The sequence below is a fragment of the Sphingopyxis sp. H073 genome (assembly GCF_001468395.1).
Classification (GTDB): domain Bacteria; phylum Pseudomonadota; class Alphaproteobacteria; order Sphingomonadales; family Sphingomonadaceae; genus Sphingopyxis.
Genome location: NZ_LNSG01000006.1, coordinates 165,858 through 185,653, shown reverse-complemented (window position 1 = coordinate 185,653; position 19,796 = coordinate 165,858). Strand labels below are relative to the sequence as shown.

The window sequence follows — 19,796 nt, the reverse complement described above, 5'->3', positions numbered from 1 at the left end:
TACCTAATCACTGTGGCGGATGAATCAAGAAAAGGCCAACTGCCAATTGCTGCCGTTCAGCGCTTTTCAGCAGAAAGGCGTGACATCAGGATGGCAGCGCGGGTCGCCTGCCGCGAAATGCTGGGGATATCGACCGCCTCGCCGGGCGCATGGTCGCCGGTGCTGTACGGGCCGAGTCCCGCGAGGCCATCGACGTCGGCAGCGACGAAGCTGATATCGCCCGCGCCGCGCTTCAACGGATCGAGCGGCGCCATTTCGGCGAGGCCGAGGTCGCGGTTCACGCCGTTGAGCTTTGCGAGCAGGGCCTTATTGCCCTCGGTCGGCGCCATCGGCGGATAGCCGCCGGGGTCGAAGCTGATCTTCGCGTCGGTGCCGGGGGCATGGTCGGCGACGATCGCGGTCATTTTCGCTTTCACGCGCTCGATCTGCTCGGGTGACAGCGCGCGCAGGTCGCCGCGCGCGACCGCGGTTCCGGCGATGATGTTCGTCTTGCCGCTGACGCTCGCGCGAATGCCGCCCGCATCGAGATCGGCCTGCTGTCCGCCGGCGATCAGCCCGACGTTGAAGGTCAGGTTCGGCTCGGGCAGCTCGGTGCGGAAGCGGTGGAGGATGCGCGTCAGTTCATAGATGGCACCGTCGCCCGCGGCGGCGCTGAAGATGCCCGAACTGTGACTTGCCTTACCGGTCGCGGTCACAGTCCAGCTGTCCGACGAGCGGCGCGCGACCGATCCCATATCGGCGCCATTGACCCGCACAAGGCCTTCGAAATCGAGCGCAACGTCGGCGCGCTTGCCCGCGGCGATCAGGTCGGCGCGCGCCTTTTCGATCGGACTGCCCGAGTCTTCCTCGTCGCCGGTCATGTGGAATTCGATATTGGCATTCTTCAGCGTTCCCGCCGCCTGCATCGCGCGCAGCGCAGCAATGACGACGACCATCCCGCCCTTGTCGTCGCCCGCGCCGGGGCCCTCGCCCATATCGCCCTGGCGGGTAAATGACTGGAAGGGTGAGTCGGGTTCGAACACCGTGTCGAGGTGCGCGATCAGCAGCAGGCGCTTGGCCCCCGGTTTGCCGACGTGCGTCGCGATCAGATGGCCGGCGCGGCCGGTGTCGCGCATGTCCTTCCATTCGACCTTGAAACCGAGCGGTTCGAGTTCGGCGCGCATCATCGCCCCGACCTTTTCGACGCCTTCCAGATTCTGCGAGCCGCTGTTCTGGTTCACGAGCTTCTCGAGCAACGCGAGGCCGCGGCCTTGCTCGGCCTCGACGGTCTTCGCCATCTTTGCCTCCGCCGGGCTAAGCTTCGCCTGCGCAGCGGGCGCCAAGGCGAGCTGCACGGCGACGAGAACAGCGAAAGGCAATGATTTCATGGGGGACTCCTCTGGACGTCCCCTTGTGGCTGGTACAACGCCCCGCCGCAAGCGGTCAGCCGGGCCGGACCATGAAGATGTCCCCGCCGATGCTGACGATGAACAGATTGCCCGCGCTGTCCTCGCCGAACGAGGCGATCGAACTGAGTGTTCCGGCATCGGGTGCGAAATCCTCGTTGCGCCGGGCGAGGCGCGATGAGGGAAGCGTTTGACCCGCCACTAAGCTGGAGAAGGGGATAGACCAGATATTTCCCGAGACGAAGTCGGCGAAGACATATTGGCCCTGCAGCGAGGCCACGGGCCCGCGATAGACATAGCCGCCGGTGATCGAATTGCCTTGCCGCGGCCCGCTGCCATGACCGTATTCGACGACCGGATCGCTCAGGCCGCCGGGCGGCGTGCCCGAAAAGGTCTGCGTCCCCTCCTTGAAGCGCCAGCCGAAGTTGAGGCCGGGCTGGGTCGTGGTGACGAGGTCGACTTCCTCGACCGCGCCCTGGCCGACATCGCCGATGACGAGCGTCGAGCCGTTGAACGAGGCGCGAAACGGATTGCGGAGGCCATAGGCATAGACATAGGGATCGCCGCCGCCCGAAAGGAACGGGTTGCCCGGCGCGGGAGCATAGCTGCTGCCGTTCGCGCCGACGGTGAAACGCAATATCTTGCCGAGGCGGATGTTGGTGTTTTGCGCATTGTTGCCGGGGTCGCCGCCGCCCCCGCCGTCGCCGATGCCGACATAGACGAGGCCGTCGGGGCCGAAGCCGATCCAGCCGCCGTTGTGGTTGTCGGCGCCGGGATGCGGCACGCTCAGCACTGTATCGTAGCTGGTCGAGCTGTTGGGCTGCCCCAGCGTGTAGCGGCGAACCTGCACCGTGCCGTCGGCGGCGGTCGCGACTGCCAGCAGCCGCTGCGACGTCGCATGGTCGGGATAGGCGGCGAGACCGAGCAGCCCGCGCTCGCCGCTCGTCGAAATGTCGGTGATGTCGAGCACGCGCGTGCGGCTGCCGTTCGCGGGATCGAAGCGATAGACGTCGCCTCCCTTCTCGACGACATAGACATTGGTGCTGCCGGGGATCGGCGCGACATAGAGCGGCTGGCTGAAGCCGGTGCCGACGCGTACAACCGATAGGCCCTCGCGGCTGTTGGTCACCGTGATATTCACGGGCTGGGTGGCGCTGGCGCTGCCGTCGCTGACGCGGAGCGTCACCGCATAGACATTGTCGCCATTGGCGTCGCCGGGCAGGTCGTAATCGGGCGCGGTGTTGAAGCGCAGCGCCCCCGCCGAGGTGATCGAAAAGAGCGCCGCGTCGGCGCCGCCGTCGATCGTGAAGGTCAGCGGATTGCCGTCGGGGTCGCTCGCGGCGGCCTGATAGACGGCGGTCGTGTTTTCGGTGACGCTGGCGGTTTGCGCCGACGTGAAGCTGGGCGGTGCGTTGTTGGCCGGCGGCGGGGTGCTGCCACCGCCGCTTCCGCCGCCGCAGGAGGCGAGAAGGAGGGGCGCGGTGATGAAAAACAGGCGCGTTCGCATATCAATGCCCTTTGCGATCCGCCCCCGCCGGCAATCTGCCATCGGCGGGCGGGCGTCGCAACCGGCAAAGACGCGCGGCGTTAAGCGGGTTCCTTTACCTCTTCGAAATCGTCGAGCTTGTTCAGCGCATCGCGGCCGAGCGCGTGGAGCTTCAACGTGTTGACCGAAAGCCCCGCGGTGTCGTGCCCGGTCAGCTCATCGATGGTAAAGGACACGCGCGTCTGGCCCGGCGTCAGTTCCTCGAAGGAGAATTTGAGGCCCGCCTGGATCGCGCCGTCGTCGACACTGTAGATGATGTGCGTCTCGCGCGGGATTTCCATCGCGACCGCCAGCTTGACCTTGGTCGCATCGGGACGTTCTTTCGGCGCGATCTGCGCGAAACCGGGGTCGCCCTTCTGGACGACCAGTTCATAGAGCCGCGTCGACCCGCCGTTGGTGACGAGCGGGATTCCGTCGAACTGGCTGCCGTCGGTACCGAACATCTTCTTGAACACCTGCTCGCGCGGCGCGGCGACGGTTTTTGTCTGGCTGACGAGCTCGGCCATCCTGCCGCAACTGCCGAGTAGCAGCGCGGCACCGATCAGAAGCAGGTTACGCAACATGAAATTTCCCCCGAAATCCGGGGTCGTCTAGCATTGAGGTTTTACGAAAGGGTCAATGCGAAAAGGCGGACAATTGACCCTTTGCTCGCAAAATAAAAGGGGCGCCCGGTCCCCCCAGACCGGACGCCCCCTACGCGTCGCTGATCGCTGCCGATCAGGCGCTGTAGTACATGTCGAACTCGACCGGGCTCGGGGTCTGTTCGAAGTTGTAAACTTCGGGCCACTTGAGTTCGATATAGGCGTCGATCTGGTCCTTGGTGAACACGTCGCCCTTCAGCAGGAACTCATAGTCGGCAGCGAGGCTGTCGAGCGCTTCGCGAAGCGATCCACAGACGGTCGGGACTTCGGCCAGCTCTTCCGGCGGCAGGTCATAGAGGTTCTTGTCCATCGCGTCGCCGGGGTGGATCTTGTTCTGGATGCCGTCGAGGCCCGCCATCAGCAGCGCCGAATAGCAGAGATAGGGGTTCGCCATCGCGTCGGGGAAACGGAATTCGACGCGCTTTGCCTTGGCGCCCGCGCCGTAGGGAATGCGGCACGACGCCGAACGGTTGCGCGACGAGTAGGCGAGCAGCACCGGTGCCTCGAAGCCGGGGACGAGCCGCTTGTAGCTGTTCGTCGTCGGGTTGGTGAAAGCGTTGAGCGCCTTGGCGTGCTTGATGACGCCGCCGATGAAATAGAGGCACATGTCGGAAAGGCCGGCGTAGCCGTTGCCCGCGAACAGCGGCTTGCCCTTTTCCCAGATCGAGATGTGCGTGTGCATCCCAGAACCGTTGTCCTGACGGATCGGCTTCGGCATGAAGGTCGCGGTCTTGCCGTAGGCGTTGGCGACCTGATGCACGACATATTTGTAGATCTGCATACGGTCGGCGGTTTCGGTCAGCTTGCCGAAGGTCAGGCCAAGCTCGTGCTGCGCAGCGGCGACTTCATGGTGGTGCTTGTCGCAGGGCAGGCCCATTTCCAGCATCGTCGAAACCATCTCGGCGCGGATGTCGACGGCGCTGTCGACCGGCGCGACAGGGAAGTAGCCGCCCTTGGCGCGCGGACGGTGACCGAGGTTGCCGCCTTCGTAAGCGCGGCCGGTGTTGGTCGGCAGTTCGATATCGTCGATCTCGAAGCCCGACTTGTTGTAGCCGGTTTCGAAGCGGACATCGTCGAACATGAAGAATTCGGCTTCGGGGCCGACATAGACGGTGTCGCCGATGCCGGTCGAGGCGACATAGGCCTCAGCCCTTTTGGCAGTGGTGCGCGGGTCGCGGGCGTAGCCTTCGCCGGTCGACGGCTCGACGATGTCGCAGAACATCACCAGCATCGGAGTCGCCGAGAACGGATCGTCATAGACGGCGTCGAGATCGGGCTTCAGGATCATGTCCGACTCGTTGATCGCCTTCCAGCCTTCGATCGAGGAACCGTCGAACATCAGGCCGTCTTCGAGCGCGTCCTCGTCGATCACGCCGGCGCACATGGTGAGATGCTGCCACTTGCCTTTCGGGTCGGTGAAGCGCAGGTCGACCCATTCGATGTCGTTGTCCTTGATCCGCGCGATGATTTCCTTGGGCTTGGTCGCCATGGTCTGAACTTCCTTCTTGCGATGATGACCGGCTTTGCCGGGTCTTGTTGAACAGGATCGGGGAGCGGGACGGGTCTAGAGCGCGTCCTCGTTGCGTTCGCCGGTGCGGATGCGGAGCGCGGTTTCGACCGGGATCACGAAAATCTTGCCGTCGCCGATGCGACCGGTCTGGGCGGCCGCGGCGATCGCCTCGACGACGCGCTCGGCGAGCCCGTCCTCGACGATGACTTCCAGCTTCACCTTGGGCAGGAAGTCGACGACATATTCGGCGCCGCGATAGAGTTCGGTGTGGCCCTTTTGACGGCCGAAGCCCTTTGCCTCGGTCACGGTGATGCCGCTGACTCCGACGTCGTGCAGCGCTTCCTTCACTTCGTCGAGCTTGAACGGCTTGATGATCGCCTCAATCTTCTTCACGCGTCTTGTCCCCCACTGGGCATGTCTGGTGCCTGCAGCCAAAGCCGGATCAGGGCCCGCCTGGTCCGGTTCGCTCCTCCATGAGTCGCCGCAAGGCCCCGTCATCTTGCACCAATCAAGACCCGTGCCAATTGGCGAATCGCAAGCTTTCGGTAAGATTTGTGACAGGAAGTTGCGCCGCTGCCCAAGCGGTGTGCAACGGCGCAACTCTTGTGATCAAAAAATAGGCAAAGGCCGCGTCAGCGCCCCATCGGCGCCGCCGTGTCGGCCAGATTGGCCTTGGTCCAGTTCGACCGGTCGATGACATAGGCGCGAATCGCCTCGACATCGGCGGGGGTGAGTACCTTGGCGAAGCTGACCATGCCGCGATCCTTGAGCGCACCGCCCAGGATCACGCCCTTCCACGCCTCGGCATTGGCGAGCGTACCCGAGACGCGCAGGTCGGGGGTGAAACCGTTGCCGATCGCGCTGTCGCCGTGACAGACCATGCAATAGCGCCCGAAATGCGCCTTGCCGGCGGCAATCTGCCCGGGCGTGCCGATCGGCGCGGGCGGGTTCCATGCGAGCGTCGTGGTTGCCGGCGGGACAGGGAGTTTCGCGGTGCCGCCGATCTTGAGCACGACAAGGCGCGGCAGGTTGGGCACCTTGCGCGTCACCCCGCCCGCAACCCCGGCGACGAGCGGGAAGGCGCCGCCCTTGCCCGTCTGGAACGCGACATATTGCACCCCGCCGACGCGGAAGGTCGAGGGCGCGCTGACGATCCCCGATTGCATGTCGAGGTCGAGCAACTGCTTGCCGGTGTCGGCCGCATAGGCACGAAAGCGCCCGGTGCTCGTCCCCTGGAAGACGAGGTTGCCCGCGGTGGTCATCGTACCGCCGTTCCACGCCGCGGGATAATCGACGCCCCACGCGACCTTGCCGGTGCGCGGGTCGAAGGCGACGAGGCGGCCGCTGGTGGCGGCGACCGCGGCCTTGAACGCGGCCTTGTCGTCGGGCAGCAGCGTCTTGTTGAGCGAGGTGCCGACGTTGAAACCCAGCACCTTGCGCCGGTCGAGTTCGTCCATGTCGGCGAGATAGCCCTGCGGAATCTGCTGCGCGGGGATATAGACGAGGCCTGTCGCGGGGTTGAAGCTCATCGGATGCCAGTTGTGCGCGCCCAAGGCCCCCGGGATCGCGATGAAGGGTTTGCCGGTCTTGTAGAAGCGCGCCTCGGGCTTCTCGATCGGGCGACCGGTCGTCATGTCGTAGCCGCTCGCCCAGTTGATCCCGTCGACGAAGGGCTTGGCGTCGATCAGCTTGCCGTTGGTGCGGTCGATCGTGAAGAAAAAGCCGTTCTTCGGCGCATGGTACAGCACTTTCGTCGGTTTGCCGTTCACCGCCTGCTCGGCGAGGATGATCGGCTGGGTCGCGGTATAGTCCCACGTTTCGCCGGGCGTTTCCTGATAATGCCATTTATATTGGCCGGTGGCGGCGTCGAGCGCGACGACCGATGAGAGGAACCAGTTGTCGCCTTCGCCATTCGAGCGCGTGCCGTGGTTCCACGGATTGCCGTTGCCGACGCCAAGATAGATCTGGTCGAGATCCTTGTCGTAAACGATCGCGTCCCACACGGTGCCGCCGCCGCCCGAGGTCTGCCACTCGCCCTTGTCGGACCAGGTGGCGTTGGCCTTGCTCGCGAAGATATCGTCCGACGCTGCGCCGTCCTTTTCCTTCTTCGGATTGGGCGCGGTGTAGAAGCGCCAGCGTTCCTTGCCGGTATCGGCATCGTACGCGGTGACATAGCCGCGCACCCCGAACTCGGCGCCGCCGTTGCCGATCAGCACCATGTCCTTCACGACGCGCGGGGCGCCGGTGATCGTATAGGGCTTCGAGGTGTCGAAGGTCTGCGTCGACCAGAGCTCCTTGCCGGTCTTGCGGTCGAGCGCGATCAGGCGGCCGTCGAGTGCGCCGACGAACAGCTTGTCGCCCCAGACGGCAACCCCGCGGTTGACCACATCGCAGCAAGCGCTGACCGCGCGCTCGCCGGGCACCTTGGGGTCGAAGCTCCAGAGCTGCTTGCCGGTTGCGGCGTCCCACGCGTCGACCTTCGACCAGGCGTGGCTGACATAAAGCGTGCCGTCGACGACCACAGGGGTCGCTTCCTGCCCGCGCGCGTCTTCCAGGTCGGCGAACCAGGCGATACCGAGCTGCCCCACATTCCTGTCGTTGATGTCGGTCAGCGGGCTGAAGCGCTGTTCGTCGTAACTGTAACCGATGCCGGCCCAATCATCGCCGTTGCCGCCGGTCTTGAGCAGGGCCTCGCTGGCCTTTTCGGCGTCGTCGAGCGAAGCGCCCGAGATACTCTCATTCTTCGATGCGTTGCACGCCGCCAATGCCAGTAGTGCGCCGCCCAGCAGCGCGGCCTTCAAGACCCGTTTCGCCATCCCATTCTCTCCCGACGCCTATGCTTGACGTTAACGTCAAGACTGCGCCCGAAGTATCGGGCACGCAAGCAGGAAAATGGGGGGTGGAGGAGGGGGCTTCCCCGCAATAATAACGCGATCGTCACCCCGGACTTGATCCGGGGTCCACAAAGGCGATTGCAGAGCCGGAAGTCATGGATCCCGGATCAAGTCCGCGATGACGAACTCGTCGGGATCAATTCCAAGGCGGTGCGTTCAGGCCCTTCGGACTGGCGGTGAAAATCTCGCACCCGGTGTCGGTGATACCGATGCTATGTTCGAACTGCGCCGAGAGTGAGCGGTCGCGCGTTACCGCGGTCCAGCCGTCGGGCAGCATCTTCACCGCATATTTTCCGGTGTTGATCATCGGCTCGATCGTGAAGAACATGCCGGGGCGCAGTTCGGGCCCGGTGCCGGGACGGCCCGCGTGGACGACCTCGGGCGCGTCATGGAACATCTGGCCGAGCCCGTGGCCGCAGAAATCGCGGACGACGGAATAGCGATGGCGCTCGGCGTGGCTCTGGATCGCGTGGGCGACGTCGCCCATGCGGTTGCCGGGCTTCGCCTGCTCGATCCCGAGCATCAGGCATTCGTAGGTGACGTCGACAAGACGCTTCGCCTTGATCGGCACGTCGCCGACCAGATACATGCGGCTGGTGTCGCCGTGCCAGCCGTCGATGGTCGTCGTGACGTCGATATTGACGATGTCGCCATCGCGCAGCGGCTTGTCGTCGGGGATGCCGTGGCAGACGACATGGTTGATGCTGGTGCAGCAGCTGTGCGTGAAGCCGCGATAGCCCAATGTCGCCGGGATGCCGCCGCCGTCGAGCATCATCGTGCGGACGAGATCGTCGATCGCGCTGGTGGTCACGCCGGGCTGGACGAAGGGAACGAGCGCGTCGAGGATTTCGGCCGAGAGCCGGCCCGCCTTGCGCATTCCGGCAAAGCCAGCCTCGCCGTGCAGCTTGATCGTGCCGTCGCGAACGCGGGCGGGCGCCGATGCTTCGTCGGCGGTTACGGAGACATAGTCGTACATGGGGGTGATATAGTCGCGCTGGCCTCAAAAAGCGAGGGGCGGTAATGAAAGCCCCTCCCGCTTGCGGGAGGGGTTTGGGGAGGGGCTGTGGCGTTACAACCCTCCCCGCTGCGACTAGCGAGCAAGCTCGCAAGTCTCGCTGCCCCTCCCGCAAGCGGGAGGGGAGCTATTTGGCTTTACTCCGCCGCCTTCTCGGGCTTGGCCTTTGCCTTGCCCTTGCCGGCCTTGGGCGCGGCGGGGGTGATTTCGAAGGTCAGCGGGTTGCCGACATGGGCGTCCTCGCCGGTCTTCAGCTTGACCTTGACCTCGCCGCCGTGGACCAGCTTGCCGAAGAGCAGTTCCTCGGCGAGCGGCTGCTTGATCTTTTCCTGGATCAGGCGGCCCATCGGGCGCGCGCCATAGAGCTTGTCATAGCCCTTGCCCGTCAGCCATTCGCGCGCCGCGTCGTCGAGCTGGATGTGGACGTTGCGGTCGGCAAGCTGAAGCTCCAATTGCAGGATGAACTTGTCGACGACGCGCGCCACGACCTCGGGGGGCAGATAGCCGAAAGGCACGATCGCATCGAGGCGATTGCGGAATTCGGGGGTGAACATGCGTTTCACCGCCTCTTCCTGCACATCCTCGCGCGTCGACTGGCCGAAGCCGATCGACTCGCGCGCCATGTCGCTGGCGCCTGCGTTGGTCGTCATGATCAGGATGACGTTGCGAAAATCGACCGTCTTGCCGTGGTGGTCGGTCAGGCGGCCATTGTCCATCACCTGCAACAGGATGTTGAACAGGTCCGGATGCGCCTTTTCGATCTCGTCGAGCAGCAACACGCAATGCGGGTTCTGATCGATCGCATCGGTGAGCAGGCCACCCTGATCGTAGCCGACATAGCCCGGAGGCGCGCCGATCAGGCGGCTCACCGAATGCCGTTCCATATATTCGGACATGTCGAAGCGCTGGAGCGGGATGCCCATGATATGCGCGAGCTGCTTCGCAACCTCGGTCTTGCCGACGCCGGTCGGGCCGCTGAACAGATAGTTGCCGATCGGCTTCTCGGGATCGCGGAGGCCCGCGCGCGACAGCTTGATCGCCGACGATAGCACCTCGATCGCGGTGTTCTGACCGAAGACGACGCGCTTCAGGTCGGTCTCGAGCGTTTCGAGCACCTTCTTGTCGTCGCTCGACACCGACTTGGGCGGGATGCGCGCCATCGTCGCGATTACCGCCTCGATCTCCTTCGCGGTGATCGTCTTGCGGCGCTTCGACGGAGGGACGAGCATCTGCATCGCGCCGACCTCGTCGATCACGTCGATCGCCTTGTCGGGCAGCTTGCGGTCGTTGATGTAGCGCGACGACAGCTCGACCGCCGCGTTGATCGCGTCGGCGGTGTATTTCACATTGTGATGGCTCTCGAACGCTTCGCGAAGGCCCGCGAGGATCTTTTTCGTATCCTCGATGCTCGGCTCGATCACGTCGATCTTCTGGAACCGGCGCAGCAGCGCGCGGTCCTTTTCGAAGTGGTTGCGGAACTCCTTGTACGTCGTCGAACCGATGCAGCGGATGACGCCGCCCGACAAAGCGGGCTTCAGCAGGTTCGATGCGTCCATCGCGCCGCCAGACGTCGCGCCGGCGCCGATCACCGTGTGGATCTCGTCGATGAACAGGATCGCGTGCGGCAGGCCTTCGAGTTCGGAGACGACCTGCTTCAGCCGCTCCTCGAAGTCGCCGCGATAGCGCGTGCCCGCGAGCAGCGCGCCCATGTCGAGCGAATAGATCACCGCGGGCAACAGCACCTCGGGCACGTCGCCTTCGACGATCTTGCGCGCGAGCCCTTCGGCGATCGCCGTCTTGCCGACGCCGGGATCGCCGACATAGAGCGGATTGTTCTTGCTGCGGCGGCAGAGAATCTGGATCGTCCGATCGACCTCGGCGCTGCGGCCGATCAGCGGGTCAACCTTGCCGCCCTTCGCCTTCTCATTGAGGTTGACGGTGAACTGGTCGAGCGCGGTTTCCTTCTTGGATTTGCCCTCGCTCTTGTCCTTCGTCTCTTCCTTTTCCTCGGGCTCGGCGGTGGGCGACGGCTTGCCGCCCTTGCCGACGCCGTGGCTGAGGTAGGAGACCGCGTCGAGCCGCGTCAGGTCCTGCTGTTGCAGGAAATAGACGGCATAGCTTTCGCGTTCGGAGAAGAGCGCGACGAGGACGTTGGCGCCCGTCACCTCATCCTTGCCCGACGACTGGACGTGCAGGATCGCGCGCTGGACGACGCGCTGGAAGCCCGATGTGGGCGACGGATCGCTGTGCCCCTCGACCTTCAGGCTGTCGAGTTCGGTGTCGAGATAATGGACGACCGCCGATTGCAGGTCGTCGAGCGCAACGCCGCACGCGCGCATCACTTCGGCGGCATGATCGTCGTCGATCAGCGCATAGAGCAGATGCTCGAGCGTCGCATATTCGTGATGGCGCTCCGAAGCGGCCTTCAGCGCGTTGTGTAGTGTCTTTTCGAGGCTTTCCGAAAAGGACGGCATGGTCTTCATCTCCTTGCGGGGACCAGGCCGGGGAGAGCGGCCCCCTTAGGAACATAAGGTGGCGATGCCGCCGCCACACCGCAAGGGAAAAGCGGAGGCGAATGTGAAATTGCCGTGACACTGTTGTATTATGGTTAACAACGCATGGCCGCGTCCGCGACCCGGCTAGCGTCCTGCGGCGGCCGTTTGTGTGCTCGTCCTGCCTGTTGCGAGGCGGAACAGTGGGACCGTGAGCGTCGTTGAAAGCAGCGCCAGCGTCACGAGCACGGCAAAGACCGTCGGGGTGATGAGCCCCGCCTGCGCGAGGATCGTCGCCGCGACGATCTCCATCAAGCCCTTGCACTGGAGCAGCAGGCCGAGCCGCGTGCGTTCGGTTGCTGGCAGGCTGGCATCGGGCGGCGCCAGATGCACCGCCGCCAGCTTGGACGCACCCGCTATCAACAGCAGGAGCATAGCGGCGCCGATGGCGGCCACGGTGACGACCGCGCCGTCGATGCTGAGACCGCGATGCGCGAAGAAAAGCGGGGACAGGCCGAACAGGGCGACCTTACCGACCAGTTCGGGCCGCAGTCGTTCGGCGAGCGGTTTCGGCGCCATCGCCCCCGCAAAATAGGCGCCGAGCAGTTCGTGCAGGCCGAGCGTCGCGGTGCTCCACGACCCGGCCGCGAGATAGGCGACACCCAGCGCGATGGTGATCGCCGGATGGTCGGGCAGGAAACGGCCGATCCGGCTCCGCAGAGCGGCCATCGCCGCGATGAGGGCGATCGCGGCGATCGGAAACCGGCCACCCGGGAGTGGCGCGCCGCCCTCGCCGCGGTGGAGGAAGAGCAGCAGCGCGAGGCCCGACCACAGGATCGCATCATCGAGCGCAGCGATGCGCAGCGCGAGATGGCCGAGCGGTCGGTCGGCGACCGGCAATTCGCGAACGATGCCGACAAGGACGGGCAGCGCGCTCACCGAAAGGCAAAGGCCGATGGCGGCCGCGGACAGCAGCGGTGACACCCCCTGCGGGCGCGCCAGGACCGCGTCCATCGTCCCCGAGACTGCAGCCGCGAAGCCGACCATGAACGGCAGCGAGAGCGCGGCGAGCGCGGCGCCCACAAGCCGGCCGTCGAGGCGCGGCGCATGGTCGGTGGTCGTTCGGGTTTCGAGCCCGGCACTGAACGCCAGTGCCAGCACGCCGAGCCATCCGATCGTGTCGCCGAGCGGCGAGGGGCCCAGCACCGACTTGTCGAAGCCGAAGCGGTCGGCGGCGATCGCCACCGCCAGCCCGGTCAGGATCGGCAACACCGCCAACGGGACCGCGCCGCGAACGAGGCGCCAGCAGAGCAGCGGCACCACGAGGAAACAGAGCAGGTCGATGACGAACGCCATACGCGAGGATTATCGGTCGGGCCGTCGCGCGACAAGGATTTTGTGAACGTTCTCTCTGGGCGTCGGCGCCGTTGCGCTGCGCCTACCCCTTGCGGAACAGCGCCTCGGCGCTTGCCTTGAAAGTTCCCGCAGCGGCCTTGTGCGCCTTCACGCGCGCGATCTCTGCTTCCAGCACCGCGATGCGGTCGTCGAGTTCGGCGACCGACAGCGGATCCAGCACCTGTTTCGTCAGCGCCGCGAGCACATCGTCGCGGCGGCGGGGAAGGTCGTCATCGTCCATGGCGCATCCTTTCTCTCGCTGGTCCCTGATTTGCCCGGCTCCGTTTTGAAGGCGCGCGACTGTTGACCCGTGTCGCACCTCTGTCAATAAGGCGCGCCAAGGGACGATTTCATCAGTGGGGGATTAACCAGCGTGACCAGCCTGCCAGCCGAAATGACCGTGATCGCGATCCGCGAGCCGGGCGGACCCGAGGTGCTGGTTCCCGAAACCCGCCCCGTGCCGCCGCCCGGCCCGGGCGAGGTGCTGATCCGCGTCGCCGCTGCCGGGGTGAACCGTCCCGACGTCTTGCAACGCATGGGCTTTTATCCGCCGCCGCCCGGCGCGTCGGATCTGCCGGGGCTCGAGGTCGCGGGCACCGTCGTCGCGGTCGGGCCGGCGGGCGATCGCGAACTGCTGGGCCAGTCGGTCTGCGCGCTCGTCGCGGGCGGGGGCTATGCCGAATATTGCGTCGCGCCGGGGGGAAGCTGCCTTCCGGTGCCGCTGGGCTTTTCGATGGAAGAGGCGGCGGCGCTGCCCGAGACCGTGTTCACCGTCTGGCACAATCTGTTCGAGCGCGCCTATGTCCGCGACGGCGAGACCGCGCTGATCCACGGCGGCACCAGCGGCATCGGCACGACCGCGATCGGGCTGTGCAACCTGTTCGGGGTCCGCACGATCGTCACCTGCGGCAGCGCAGATAAGTGCGCCGCCGCGACCGCGCTCGGCGCGACCCACGCGATCGATTATTCGGCGGAGGATTATGTCGAGGCGGTGAAGGGTCTGACCGGCGGCAAGGGGGTCCAGGTCGTGCTCGACATGGTCGGCGGCGATTATGTGCCGCGCAACATCGAGTGTCTCGCCGACGACGGGCGCCATGTCTCGATCGCGTTCCAGCGCGGCGCGAAGGCCGAGGTCGATGTGTCGCAGATCATGCGCCGCCGCCTGACGCTGACCGGCTCGACGTTGCGCGCGCGTAGCGCCGAATTCAAGGCTCTGCTCGCGGACGAGATTCACCGTACGCTCTGGCCGCGCCTGTCCGAAGGCGGCTGGAAGCCCGCGATGGACCAGAGCTTCCCGCTCGCCGAAGCCGCCGCCGCGCACGCACGGATGCAGGCAGGCGCGCATGTCGGAAAGATTGTGTTGAGGCTGTCCTGATCTGGCGCCGTCTTGGTGCGGGGACGACAGCGAGAGGAAGCAGCGGATGAGCGACCGGCCTATCCTTCACGAATATGCGCCGAGCGGAAATTGCTACAAGATCCGGCTGACAGCGGCGTTTTTGGGTGTCGCGCTCGACCGGCGCGAATATGACATCATGAAGGGCGAGACGCGGACGCCTGAGTTCATGACATCGGTCAATGCCAACGGCCGCATTCCGGTGCTCCAGATCAGCGACAAATTCCTGCCCGAAAGCAACGCTGCCTGTTTCTGGCTGGCCGATGGCACGCATCTCGTTCCCGACGACCGCTTCGCACGCGCCGACATGCTGCGCTGGATGTTCTGGGAGCAGTATAATCACGAACCCAATGTCGCGACCCTGCGCTTCTGGATGGGGTGGATCGGCGACGCGAATTTGACCGATGTCCAGCGGGCGCTGCTGCCCGGCAAGATCGAGGCGGGAAAGGCCGCGCTCGCGTTGATGGACGAGCATCTGGCGAAGCACGACTGGCTCGCGGGCGGGGCGCTCTCGCTCGCCGATATCGCGCTTTATGCCTACACGCATGTCGCGGAGGAGAGCGGCTTCTTCGCGCTGGCCGATTATCCGGCGGTGCAGCGCTGGCTCGCGCGGATCGAGGCCGAGCCCGGATTTGTGGCGATGGAGGCATAGCTGAAGGTCCGGAAACGACCGATTGCGGTCGTCGCGCGAGCTCGCTACCATTTCTCAGAGAGGGATAATTGGTGAGCATTTTTCGCAGATCAAAGCCCGCTCCCAATCCGCTTGCAGAAGAGCCTATTTGGCTGATTCCGTTGCATGTGAAGGCTGGTGCCGAACAACTTCCTTCCCCGTTTACCGGCGCATATGTGCAGGTTTTCTGTCGAGGAGAAACCGCTACGACAGCGGCGTGGGCGGCGATCCAAGCTATTGAGGCGATGGGGTATTCGGTCCCGGAGAATCCGACGTCGGCAAATCAATGTAGAGCTGCAGATTACGAAGCTGTCGTTGCGGCGAACTGGCCCGGACTGAAGGGTGAATTACCGAGCCAAGCAGAGTTTTACGAGCGCATCGCCGATCACCGTGTCGTGCTTGGGCCCTTCGGGGCGTATGAAACACCCGCGGATGGCAGCTAACCATCCCATTTCACCCGGTCGCCGCTGATCTGGATCGAATGTCGGGAAACGACAGGAAGCTGACCTATCTTTCATCGTCACCCTGAACTTGTTTCAGGGTCCATGGTCTGTCGTTTCCTTGGGCGCGGCGCCGGATGCAAGGCCCGGCCATGGATGCTGAAACAAGTTCAGCATGACGAGAATTGAAAGGCTGGAAACCACCCCAAAAGCAGACACCGCCTTCAAACAGGCCTTTCCTACATCATCCCTTTGTGCCAGCGTTAATCCGGCGCTTTCATCTGGTGGATAAATGCGGTTGCGGTCCAGCTTGCGCCTGCGGACGGGGCAAGTCGTGCGAGAGGTGTCGGGCAATCCTCCCGGTCCAGAACGGGCGACGCATGAGGCTGAACTTTCCTGAACTTTGGCACCCGGGCCGCGATGATGAACGCAGGCTTGACCGCTTTCCCACCCAAGGCCGCCCTCGAATCCGAGCACTTGCCCCTTTCGTCAAACCGGCATATATCCCCCGCCAATGTCCGGCCGCCCCGCGAGGGGCGGCCCTTATTATTTCCGCTGGAGATTTCGCCATGGCCAATGCCAACGCTACCCCGCTGATGCCGCATGCGACCGCCGCCTGGCTGGTCGACAACACGGGGCTGACCTTTGCCCAGATCGCCGAATATTGCGGTATCCACATCCTCGAGGTGCAGGCGATCGCCGACGAGACCGCGGCGACCAAATATACCGGCCGCGACCCCGTCCGCGCGCACGAGCTGTCGATGGACGAGATCGAAAAGGGCCAGAAGGATCCGAACTACAAGCTCAAGATGAGCGTGCAGGCGCAGGATACGATCCGCCGTACCCGCGGCCCGCGCTACACGCCGGTCAGCAAGCGCCAGGACAAACCCGACGGCATCGCCTGGATCCTGAAGAACCACCCCGAGGTGTCGGACGGCGCGATCGGCAAGCTGATCGGTACCACGCGCAACACGATCGGTGCGATCCGCGACCGCAGCCACTGGAACAGCGCGAACATCGTGCCCAAGGATCCGGTGACGCTTGGTCTCTGTTCGCAGCGCGAACTCGACGCGCTGGTCGCCAAGGCCGCGAAGAAGGCCGGCATCAAGGCGCCCGAGGACAGCCGTCTGGAGGGCGACCGCGAAGCGCTGCTCGAAGAGCTGCGCGCCGAACGCACCGCCGCCGCCGAAGCGCGCGCGGCCGAGGAAGCCGACGCCGACAGCGAAGCCTGACGCATGGTCGGGGGCGGCGACGAGGATCATATTCCGGCAGCCAGCGGCTCGCCGGACGCGTCGCTGACCCAGGACGACAGCTTCACCGCGACGAGCCACGCCGGGCTGACCTATCCGTGGGGCGAGGCCGCGCCGGCACCCGGCGAGACGATCCGCATCGCCGACGGCATCAGCTGGGCGCGCATCCCGATGCCGGGGTCGCTCGGCCATATCAACAGCTGGCTGCTCGACGACGCCGACAGCGAAGGCCGCGAGGGGGTCGCGGTCGTCGACACCGGCATCTGCCTGACCGCCTGTTCGGACGCGTGGAAGGCGCTCTATGCCGGGGCACTCAAGGACAAGCGGATCACACGGGTGTTCGGCACCCACCTCCATCCCGACCATATCGGGCTCGCGGGCTGGATCGCGAAGAAGCAGGGCGTCAAACTCTGGATGACGCGCGGCGAAATGCTGACCGCGCGCGCGATCGTGGCCGATTCGTCCGAAGTGGCGCCCGACGAGGTGCTCGCCCAGTCGCGCGCCGCCGGTTGGGACGAGGCCGCGATCGAGCAGCAGCGCGCAAGCGGCTGGAACATGTTCCAGCGGATGATCTTTGCGCTGCCGCGCAGCTATGTCCGCATCGCCGACGGCCAGCGACTCGATTTCGGCAAGCATGTATGGCGCGTCGTCACCGGGTCGGGACACAGCCCCGAACATGCGTGCCTGTGGAACGAACGCGAGGGCGTGCTGGTTTCGGGTGACCAGGTGCTGCCGCGGATCAGCTCGAACGTGTCGGTCAATATCACCGAGCCCGACGCCGATCCGCTCGGCGAATGGCTGGCGTCGATCGACAAGCTGATCGCGACCGTGCCCGCCGACGTCGTCACCTGCCCCGCCCATGGCGAGCCTTTCAAGGGTCTGCACGTCCGCCTGATGGCGCTCCGCGACGAACATCGGATGCGGCTCTACAAGGTCGCGGAGGCGGTCGCCGAAAGGCCGATGCGCGCGGTCGACACCTTCGCGCTGCTGTTCAACCGCCCGATCGCCGGCCACAACCAGAATCTCGCAACCGGCGAGGCGCTCGCGCACCTCAAGCGGCTAGAGGTCGAGGGCCGCATCCGCAAGGAGGATCGCGGCGGGGTGTGGTGGTATCACGGGGTCGCGTGACGCCGTCGGCTTTGGGGTGGAAAGCTGACGCTTCGAAAATGCCTTATGGCGCGTTCTGCGCGCCGCTGAGAAGCCAAAGTCCAAGGCTGATGGCGCCGCAAAACAGTACCGCAAAGATTACAAATAATGGGCCTCTCGGGTCGTCTCTGTTACCCTTAGGAATAAACAAGCCTAGAATGACATCCCACATCAGATTTCCGTTCAATCAAAAGTGCACCGTATCACCCTAATGCAACTAGGCACCAAAGTTCGCAATCGGTCGTTTCCGGTCATTTAACGCCGCTGGCGACTGATCGGCCGAGATGGGGTGGGAAGCGGACGGGAGAGGTTAGGCAACGACGACGCCTTCGCCGACAATGCCGCCTTCCCACAGGTAGAGTTTACCAGCTTCTCGGACGGCAGATGCACCGTCTTCGCCAAATATGAAGTGAATGCCGATGCGACGACTTTCGCCAGGAGCAATTGGCTGATCACGCAGTAACAAAATGGCATCCCAGCCCTGCCACGGTTGATCGTTCGAGATCATAATAGGGCATCCCCAACCGGGAAGCGCAGGCCCCTTGCGGCCGCCGGCATCGGTTTCGTACATCTGCAAATCCGCAATGATATGGGGATCGGCTGTGCGTTGAAATTCTATGCGAGCGGACATTGGCGCTTACTCACTCGTATTCGCAACGTCCGCAATCGGTCGTCAGGCGACCACAGGTTCGTCATCGGTGGAACCAGACCTACCATGTCGTACTGCCTGTCTGATTGCTGCTCGCACTTGGACGCGAAGATAATCGGCGCGATGTTCTTCCGCTACCGTTGCGCCTTGTGTCGCGATTTTCTCAACGGTGGCGTCTTCCCACTGTTGATAGGTCCAATGTTCCTCGCTCATCTATGCACCATGGCTCAGTGATGGAGCGTCCGCAACCGGTCGTTACCGGCCGTTCTCTACCCTATTCCTCGGTCCGGATCAGGATCATCTCGCCGATCAGCGCGAAGAGGATGAACGGCCCCCACGCCGCGAGGAAGGGCGTGTAGGCGCCGAGATCGCCCATCGCGAGCGCGAAATTGTCGGCGACGAAGTATGCGAAGCCGAGCGCCATGCCAAGGATCGCACGGACGAACAGCTTGCCCGAACGCGCGAGGCCGAAGGCCGCGACCGCGCCCAGCAGCGGCATCAGGATCGCCGACAGCGGCCCCGAAATCTTGTGCCACAGCACGCCCTTCAGCGAATCGACCGGTCGGCCCGCTGCCTCAAGCTCGTCGATGGCGGTGCTGAGCTCGGTGAAGGGCAGTTCGTCGCCGTCGACCTGCGCCAGCGTGAACTGGTCGGTGCCGACCCCCTTCATCGCGACGATCGTGCCGAGCGGTTCGAGCGTTCCCGAACGGCGGATGAAGCGCCGCGCGTTGGTCAGCTCCCAGCCGCCCGCGACGGGCTTCGCGCTGTCGGCCTTCAGCATCGACGACAGCACGCCCTGCGTGCGTTCATAGACGGTGACGTCGCGCAGCACGACGGGGCCGCGCGTTTCGACCGTGCCGGCGTTGATCAGGTCGTTGCCCGCGCGCACCCAGATGTTGGCGCGCACCCCGCTGTCCCTGGGCACTTTCGCATATTCGACCTTCTGCCAGGCGCTGAGCGCCGCGGTCGAGCGCGTGACGATGCGTTCGTTGAAGGCGAAGCTGATCCCCGCGACGAGCAGCGCGGCGAGGAACAGCGGCGCCAGCACCTGGTGCGCCGACATGCCCGACGCCTTCATCGCGATGACCTCGCTGTTCTGGTTCAGTGTCACCAGCGTCAAAATGGTGCCGAGCAGCACCGAAAAGGGCAGAAAGGTCTCGATGATCTGCGGGATGCGCATCCCGACATAGCGCCAGACCTCGCTGTCGCCATTGCCCGCGACCGCGAGGATCTTGCCGCTCTCGCCGAGCAGGTCGAGCGTCTGGAGGATGAGCACCAGCGCGAACAGGATCGAAAAGCTGCGGATCAGGAACATCCGCCCGACGTAAAGCGCCATCGTGCGCGACGGGAAAAAGTGGAGCTGGTGCATG

17 protein-coding genes are annotated in these 19,796 nt (G+C 64.7%); 5 read left to right on the top strand and 12 right to left on the bottom strand.

Translation table 11 applies throughout. The features are described 5' to 3' along the window. Positions 1-56: 56 nt before the first annotated feature. From ATE64_RS13450 to ATE64_RS13405, 10 genes are all read right to left on the bottom strand, one after another. A complete protein-coding gene (locus tag ATE64_RS13450; RefSeq protein WP_058455067.1) occupies positions 57-1,367 on the bottom strand; it encodes a M20/M25/M40 family metallo-hydrolase in 1,311 nt (436 codons plus the stop codon). 55 nt (positions 1,368-1,422) lie between these two features. Further along, on the bottom strand, positions 1,423-2,892 hold the full coding sequence (locus ATE64_RS13445; RefSeq protein WP_058455068.1) for a PQQ-dependent sugar dehydrogenase: 1,470 nt from the start codon (positions 2,890-2,892) through the stop codon (positions 1,423-1,425). An 80-nt stretch (positions 2,893-2,972) separates the two neighbouring features. Next, entirely contained in the window at positions 2,973-3,494 is a 522-nt protein-coding gene (locus ATE64_RS13440; protein WP_058455069.1) for a hypothetical protein, read from the bottom strand. A gap of 154 nt (positions 3,495-3,648) precedes the next feature. Further along, positions 3,649-5,061, bottom strand: coding sequence for a type I glutamate--ammonia ligase (glnA, locus tag ATE64_RS13435; protein ID WP_058455070.1), 1,413 nt, complete (start codon positions 5,059-5,061; stop codon positions 3,649-3,651). A gap of 75 nt (positions 5,062-5,136) precedes the next feature. Further along, positions 5,137-5,475, bottom strand: coding sequence for a P-II family nitrogen regulator (locus ATE64_RS13430; RefSeq protein ID WP_058455071.1), 339 nt, complete (start codon positions 5,473-5,475; stop codon positions 5,137-5,139). 239 nt (positions 5,476-5,714) lie between these two features. Then, positions 5,715-7,898: a PQQ-dependent dehydrogenase, methanol/ethanol family gene (locus ATE64_RS13425; protein WP_058455072.1), complete on the bottom strand. Its 2,184-nt coding sequence runs from the start codon at positions 7,896-7,898 to the stop codon at positions 5,715-5,717. A 214-nt stretch (positions 7,899-8,112) separates the two neighbouring features. Continuing rightward, entirely contained in the window at positions 8,113-8,952 is an 840-nt protein-coding gene (gene map, locus ATE64_RS13420; protein ID WP_058455073.1) for a type I methionyl aminopeptidase, read from the bottom strand. Positions 8,953-9,128: 176 nt separating this feature from the next. Further along, positions 9,129-11,465, bottom strand: coding sequence for an ATP-dependent Clp protease ATP-binding subunit ClpA (gene clpA / locus ATE64_RS13415; RefSeq protein WP_058455142.1), 2,337 nt, complete (start codon positions 11,463-11,465; stop codon positions 9,129-9,131). A gap of 165 nt (positions 11,466-11,630) precedes the next feature. After that, a complete protein-coding gene (locus ATE64_RS13410; protein ID WP_058455074.1) occupies positions 11,631-12,839 on the bottom strand; it encodes a cation:proton antiporter in 1,209 nt (402 codons plus the stop codon). Positions 12,840-12,921: 82 nt separating this feature from the next. Then, positions 12,922-13,119: a DUF1192 domain-containing protein gene (locus ATE64_RS13405; protein ID WP_058455075.1), complete on the bottom strand. Its 198-nt coding sequence runs from the start codon at positions 13,117-13,119 to the stop codon at positions 12,922-12,924. A 132-nt stretch (positions 13,120-13,251) separates the two neighbouring features. Here ATE64_RS13405 and ATE64_RS13400 point away from each other — a divergent pair, with 132 nt between their 5' ends. From ATE64_RS13400 to ATE64_RS13385, 5 genes are all read left to right on the top strand, one after another. After that, positions 13,252-14,253 (top strand): NAD(P)H-quinone oxidoreductase, encoded by a 1,002-nt coding sequence (locus tag ATE64_RS13400; RefSeq protein WP_082657654.1) that lies wholly within the window; start codon positions 13,252-13,254, stop codon positions 14,251-14,253. 46 nt (positions 14,254-14,299) lie between these two features. Beyond that, positions 14,300-14,923, top strand: coding sequence for a glutathione S-transferase family protein (locus ATE64_RS13395; protein ID WP_058455077.1), 624 nt, complete (start codon positions 14,300-14,302; stop codon positions 14,921-14,923). A 71-nt stretch (positions 14,924-14,994) separates the two neighbouring features. Further along, positions 14,995-15,384, top strand: coding sequence for a hypothetical protein (locus ATE64_RS21725; RefSeq protein ID WP_156416520.1), 390 nt, complete (start codon positions 14,995-14,997; stop codon positions 15,382-15,384). A gap of 593 nt (positions 15,385-15,977) precedes the next feature. After that, positions 15,978-16,613, top strand: a complete 636-nt coding sequence (locus ATE64_RS13390) for a DUF1013 domain-containing protein (protein WP_058455143.1) — start codon at positions 15,978-15,980, stop codon at positions 16,611-16,613. Positions 16,614-16,616: 3 nt separating this feature from the next. After that, entirely contained in the window at positions 16,617-17,759 is a 1,143-nt protein-coding gene (locus ATE64_RS13385) for an MBL fold metallo-hydrolase (protein ID WP_058455078.1), read from the top strand. Positions 17,760-18,087: 328 nt separating this feature from the next. On the opposite strand, the gene ATE64_RS21210 is transcribed toward ATE64_RS13385, so the two are convergent. Both ATE64_RS21210 and lptG read right to left on the bottom strand, forming a co-directional pair. Beyond that, positions 18,088-18,348, bottom strand: a complete 261-nt coding sequence (locus ATE64_RS21210) for a hypothetical protein (RefSeq protein WP_082657664.1) — start codon at positions 18,346-18,348, stop codon at positions 18,088-18,090. Between the two features lie 352 nt (positions 18,349-18,700). Then, on the bottom strand, positions 18,701-19,795 hold the full coding sequence (gene lptG, locus ATE64_RS13380; RefSeq protein WP_058455079.1) for an LPS export ABC transporter permease LptG: 1,095 nt from the start codon (positions 19,793-19,795) through the stop codon (positions 18,701-18,703). Position 19,796 lies beyond the last annotated feature (1 nt).

Bases quoted from the DNA above. Each gene is read 5' to 3' on its own strand.
- ATE64_RS13395 (WP_058455077.1), top strand. From the start codon at position 14,300: ATGAGCGACCGGCCTATCCTTCACGAATATGCGCCGAGCGGAAATTGC.
- ATE64_RS13440 (WP_058455069.1), bottom strand. From the start codon at position 3,494: ATGTTGCGTAACCTGCTTCTGATCGGTGCCGCGCTGCTACTCGGCAGT.
- ATE64_RS13385 (WP_058455078.1), top strand. From the start codon at position 16,617: ATGGTCGGGGGCGGCGACGAGGATCATATTCCGGCAGCCAGCGGCTCG.
- lptG (WP_058455079.1), bottom strand. From the start codon at position 19,795: ATGCACCAGCTCCACTTTTTCCCGTCGCGCACGATGGCGCTTTACGTC.
- ATE64_RS13425 (WP_058455072.1), bottom strand. From the start codon at position 7,898: ATGGCGAAACGGGTCTTGAAGGCCGCGCTGCTGGGCGGCGCACTACTG.
- ATE64_RS21210 (WP_082657664.1), bottom strand. From the start codon at position 18,348: ATGTACGAAACCGATGCCGGCGGCCGCAAGGGGCCTGCGCTTCCCGGT.
- ATE64_RS13445 (WP_058455068.1), bottom strand. From the start codon at position 2,892: ATGCGAACGCGCCTGTTTTTCATCACCGCGCCCCTCCTTCTCGCCTCC.
- ATE64_RS13450 (WP_058455067.1), bottom strand. From the start codon at position 1,367: ATGAAATCATTGCCTTTCGCTGTTCTCGTCGCCGTGCAGCTCGCCTTG.
- ATE64_RS13405 (WP_058455075.1), bottom strand. From the start codon at position 13,119: ATGGACGATGACGACCTTCCCCGCCGCCGCGACGATGTGCTCGCGGCG.
- map (WP_058455073.1), bottom strand. From the start codon at position 8,952: ATGTACGACTATGTCTCCGTAACCGCCGACGAAGCATCGGCGCCCGCC.
- clpA (WP_058455142.1), bottom strand. From the start codon at position 11,465: ATGCCGTCCTTTTCGGAAAGCCTCGAAAAGACACTACACAACGCGCTG.
- ATE64_RS13390 (WP_058455143.1), top strand. From the start codon at position 15,978: ATGCCGCATGCGACCGCCGCCTGGCTGGTCGACAACACGGGGCTGACC.
- glnA (WP_058455070.1), bottom strand. From the start codon at position 5,061: ATGGCGACCAAGCCCAAGGAAATCATCGCGCGGATCAAGGACAACGAC.
- ATE64_RS13410 (WP_058455074.1), bottom strand. From the start codon at position 12,839: ATGGCGTTCGTCATCGACCTGCTCTGTTTCCTCGTGGTGCCGCTGCTC.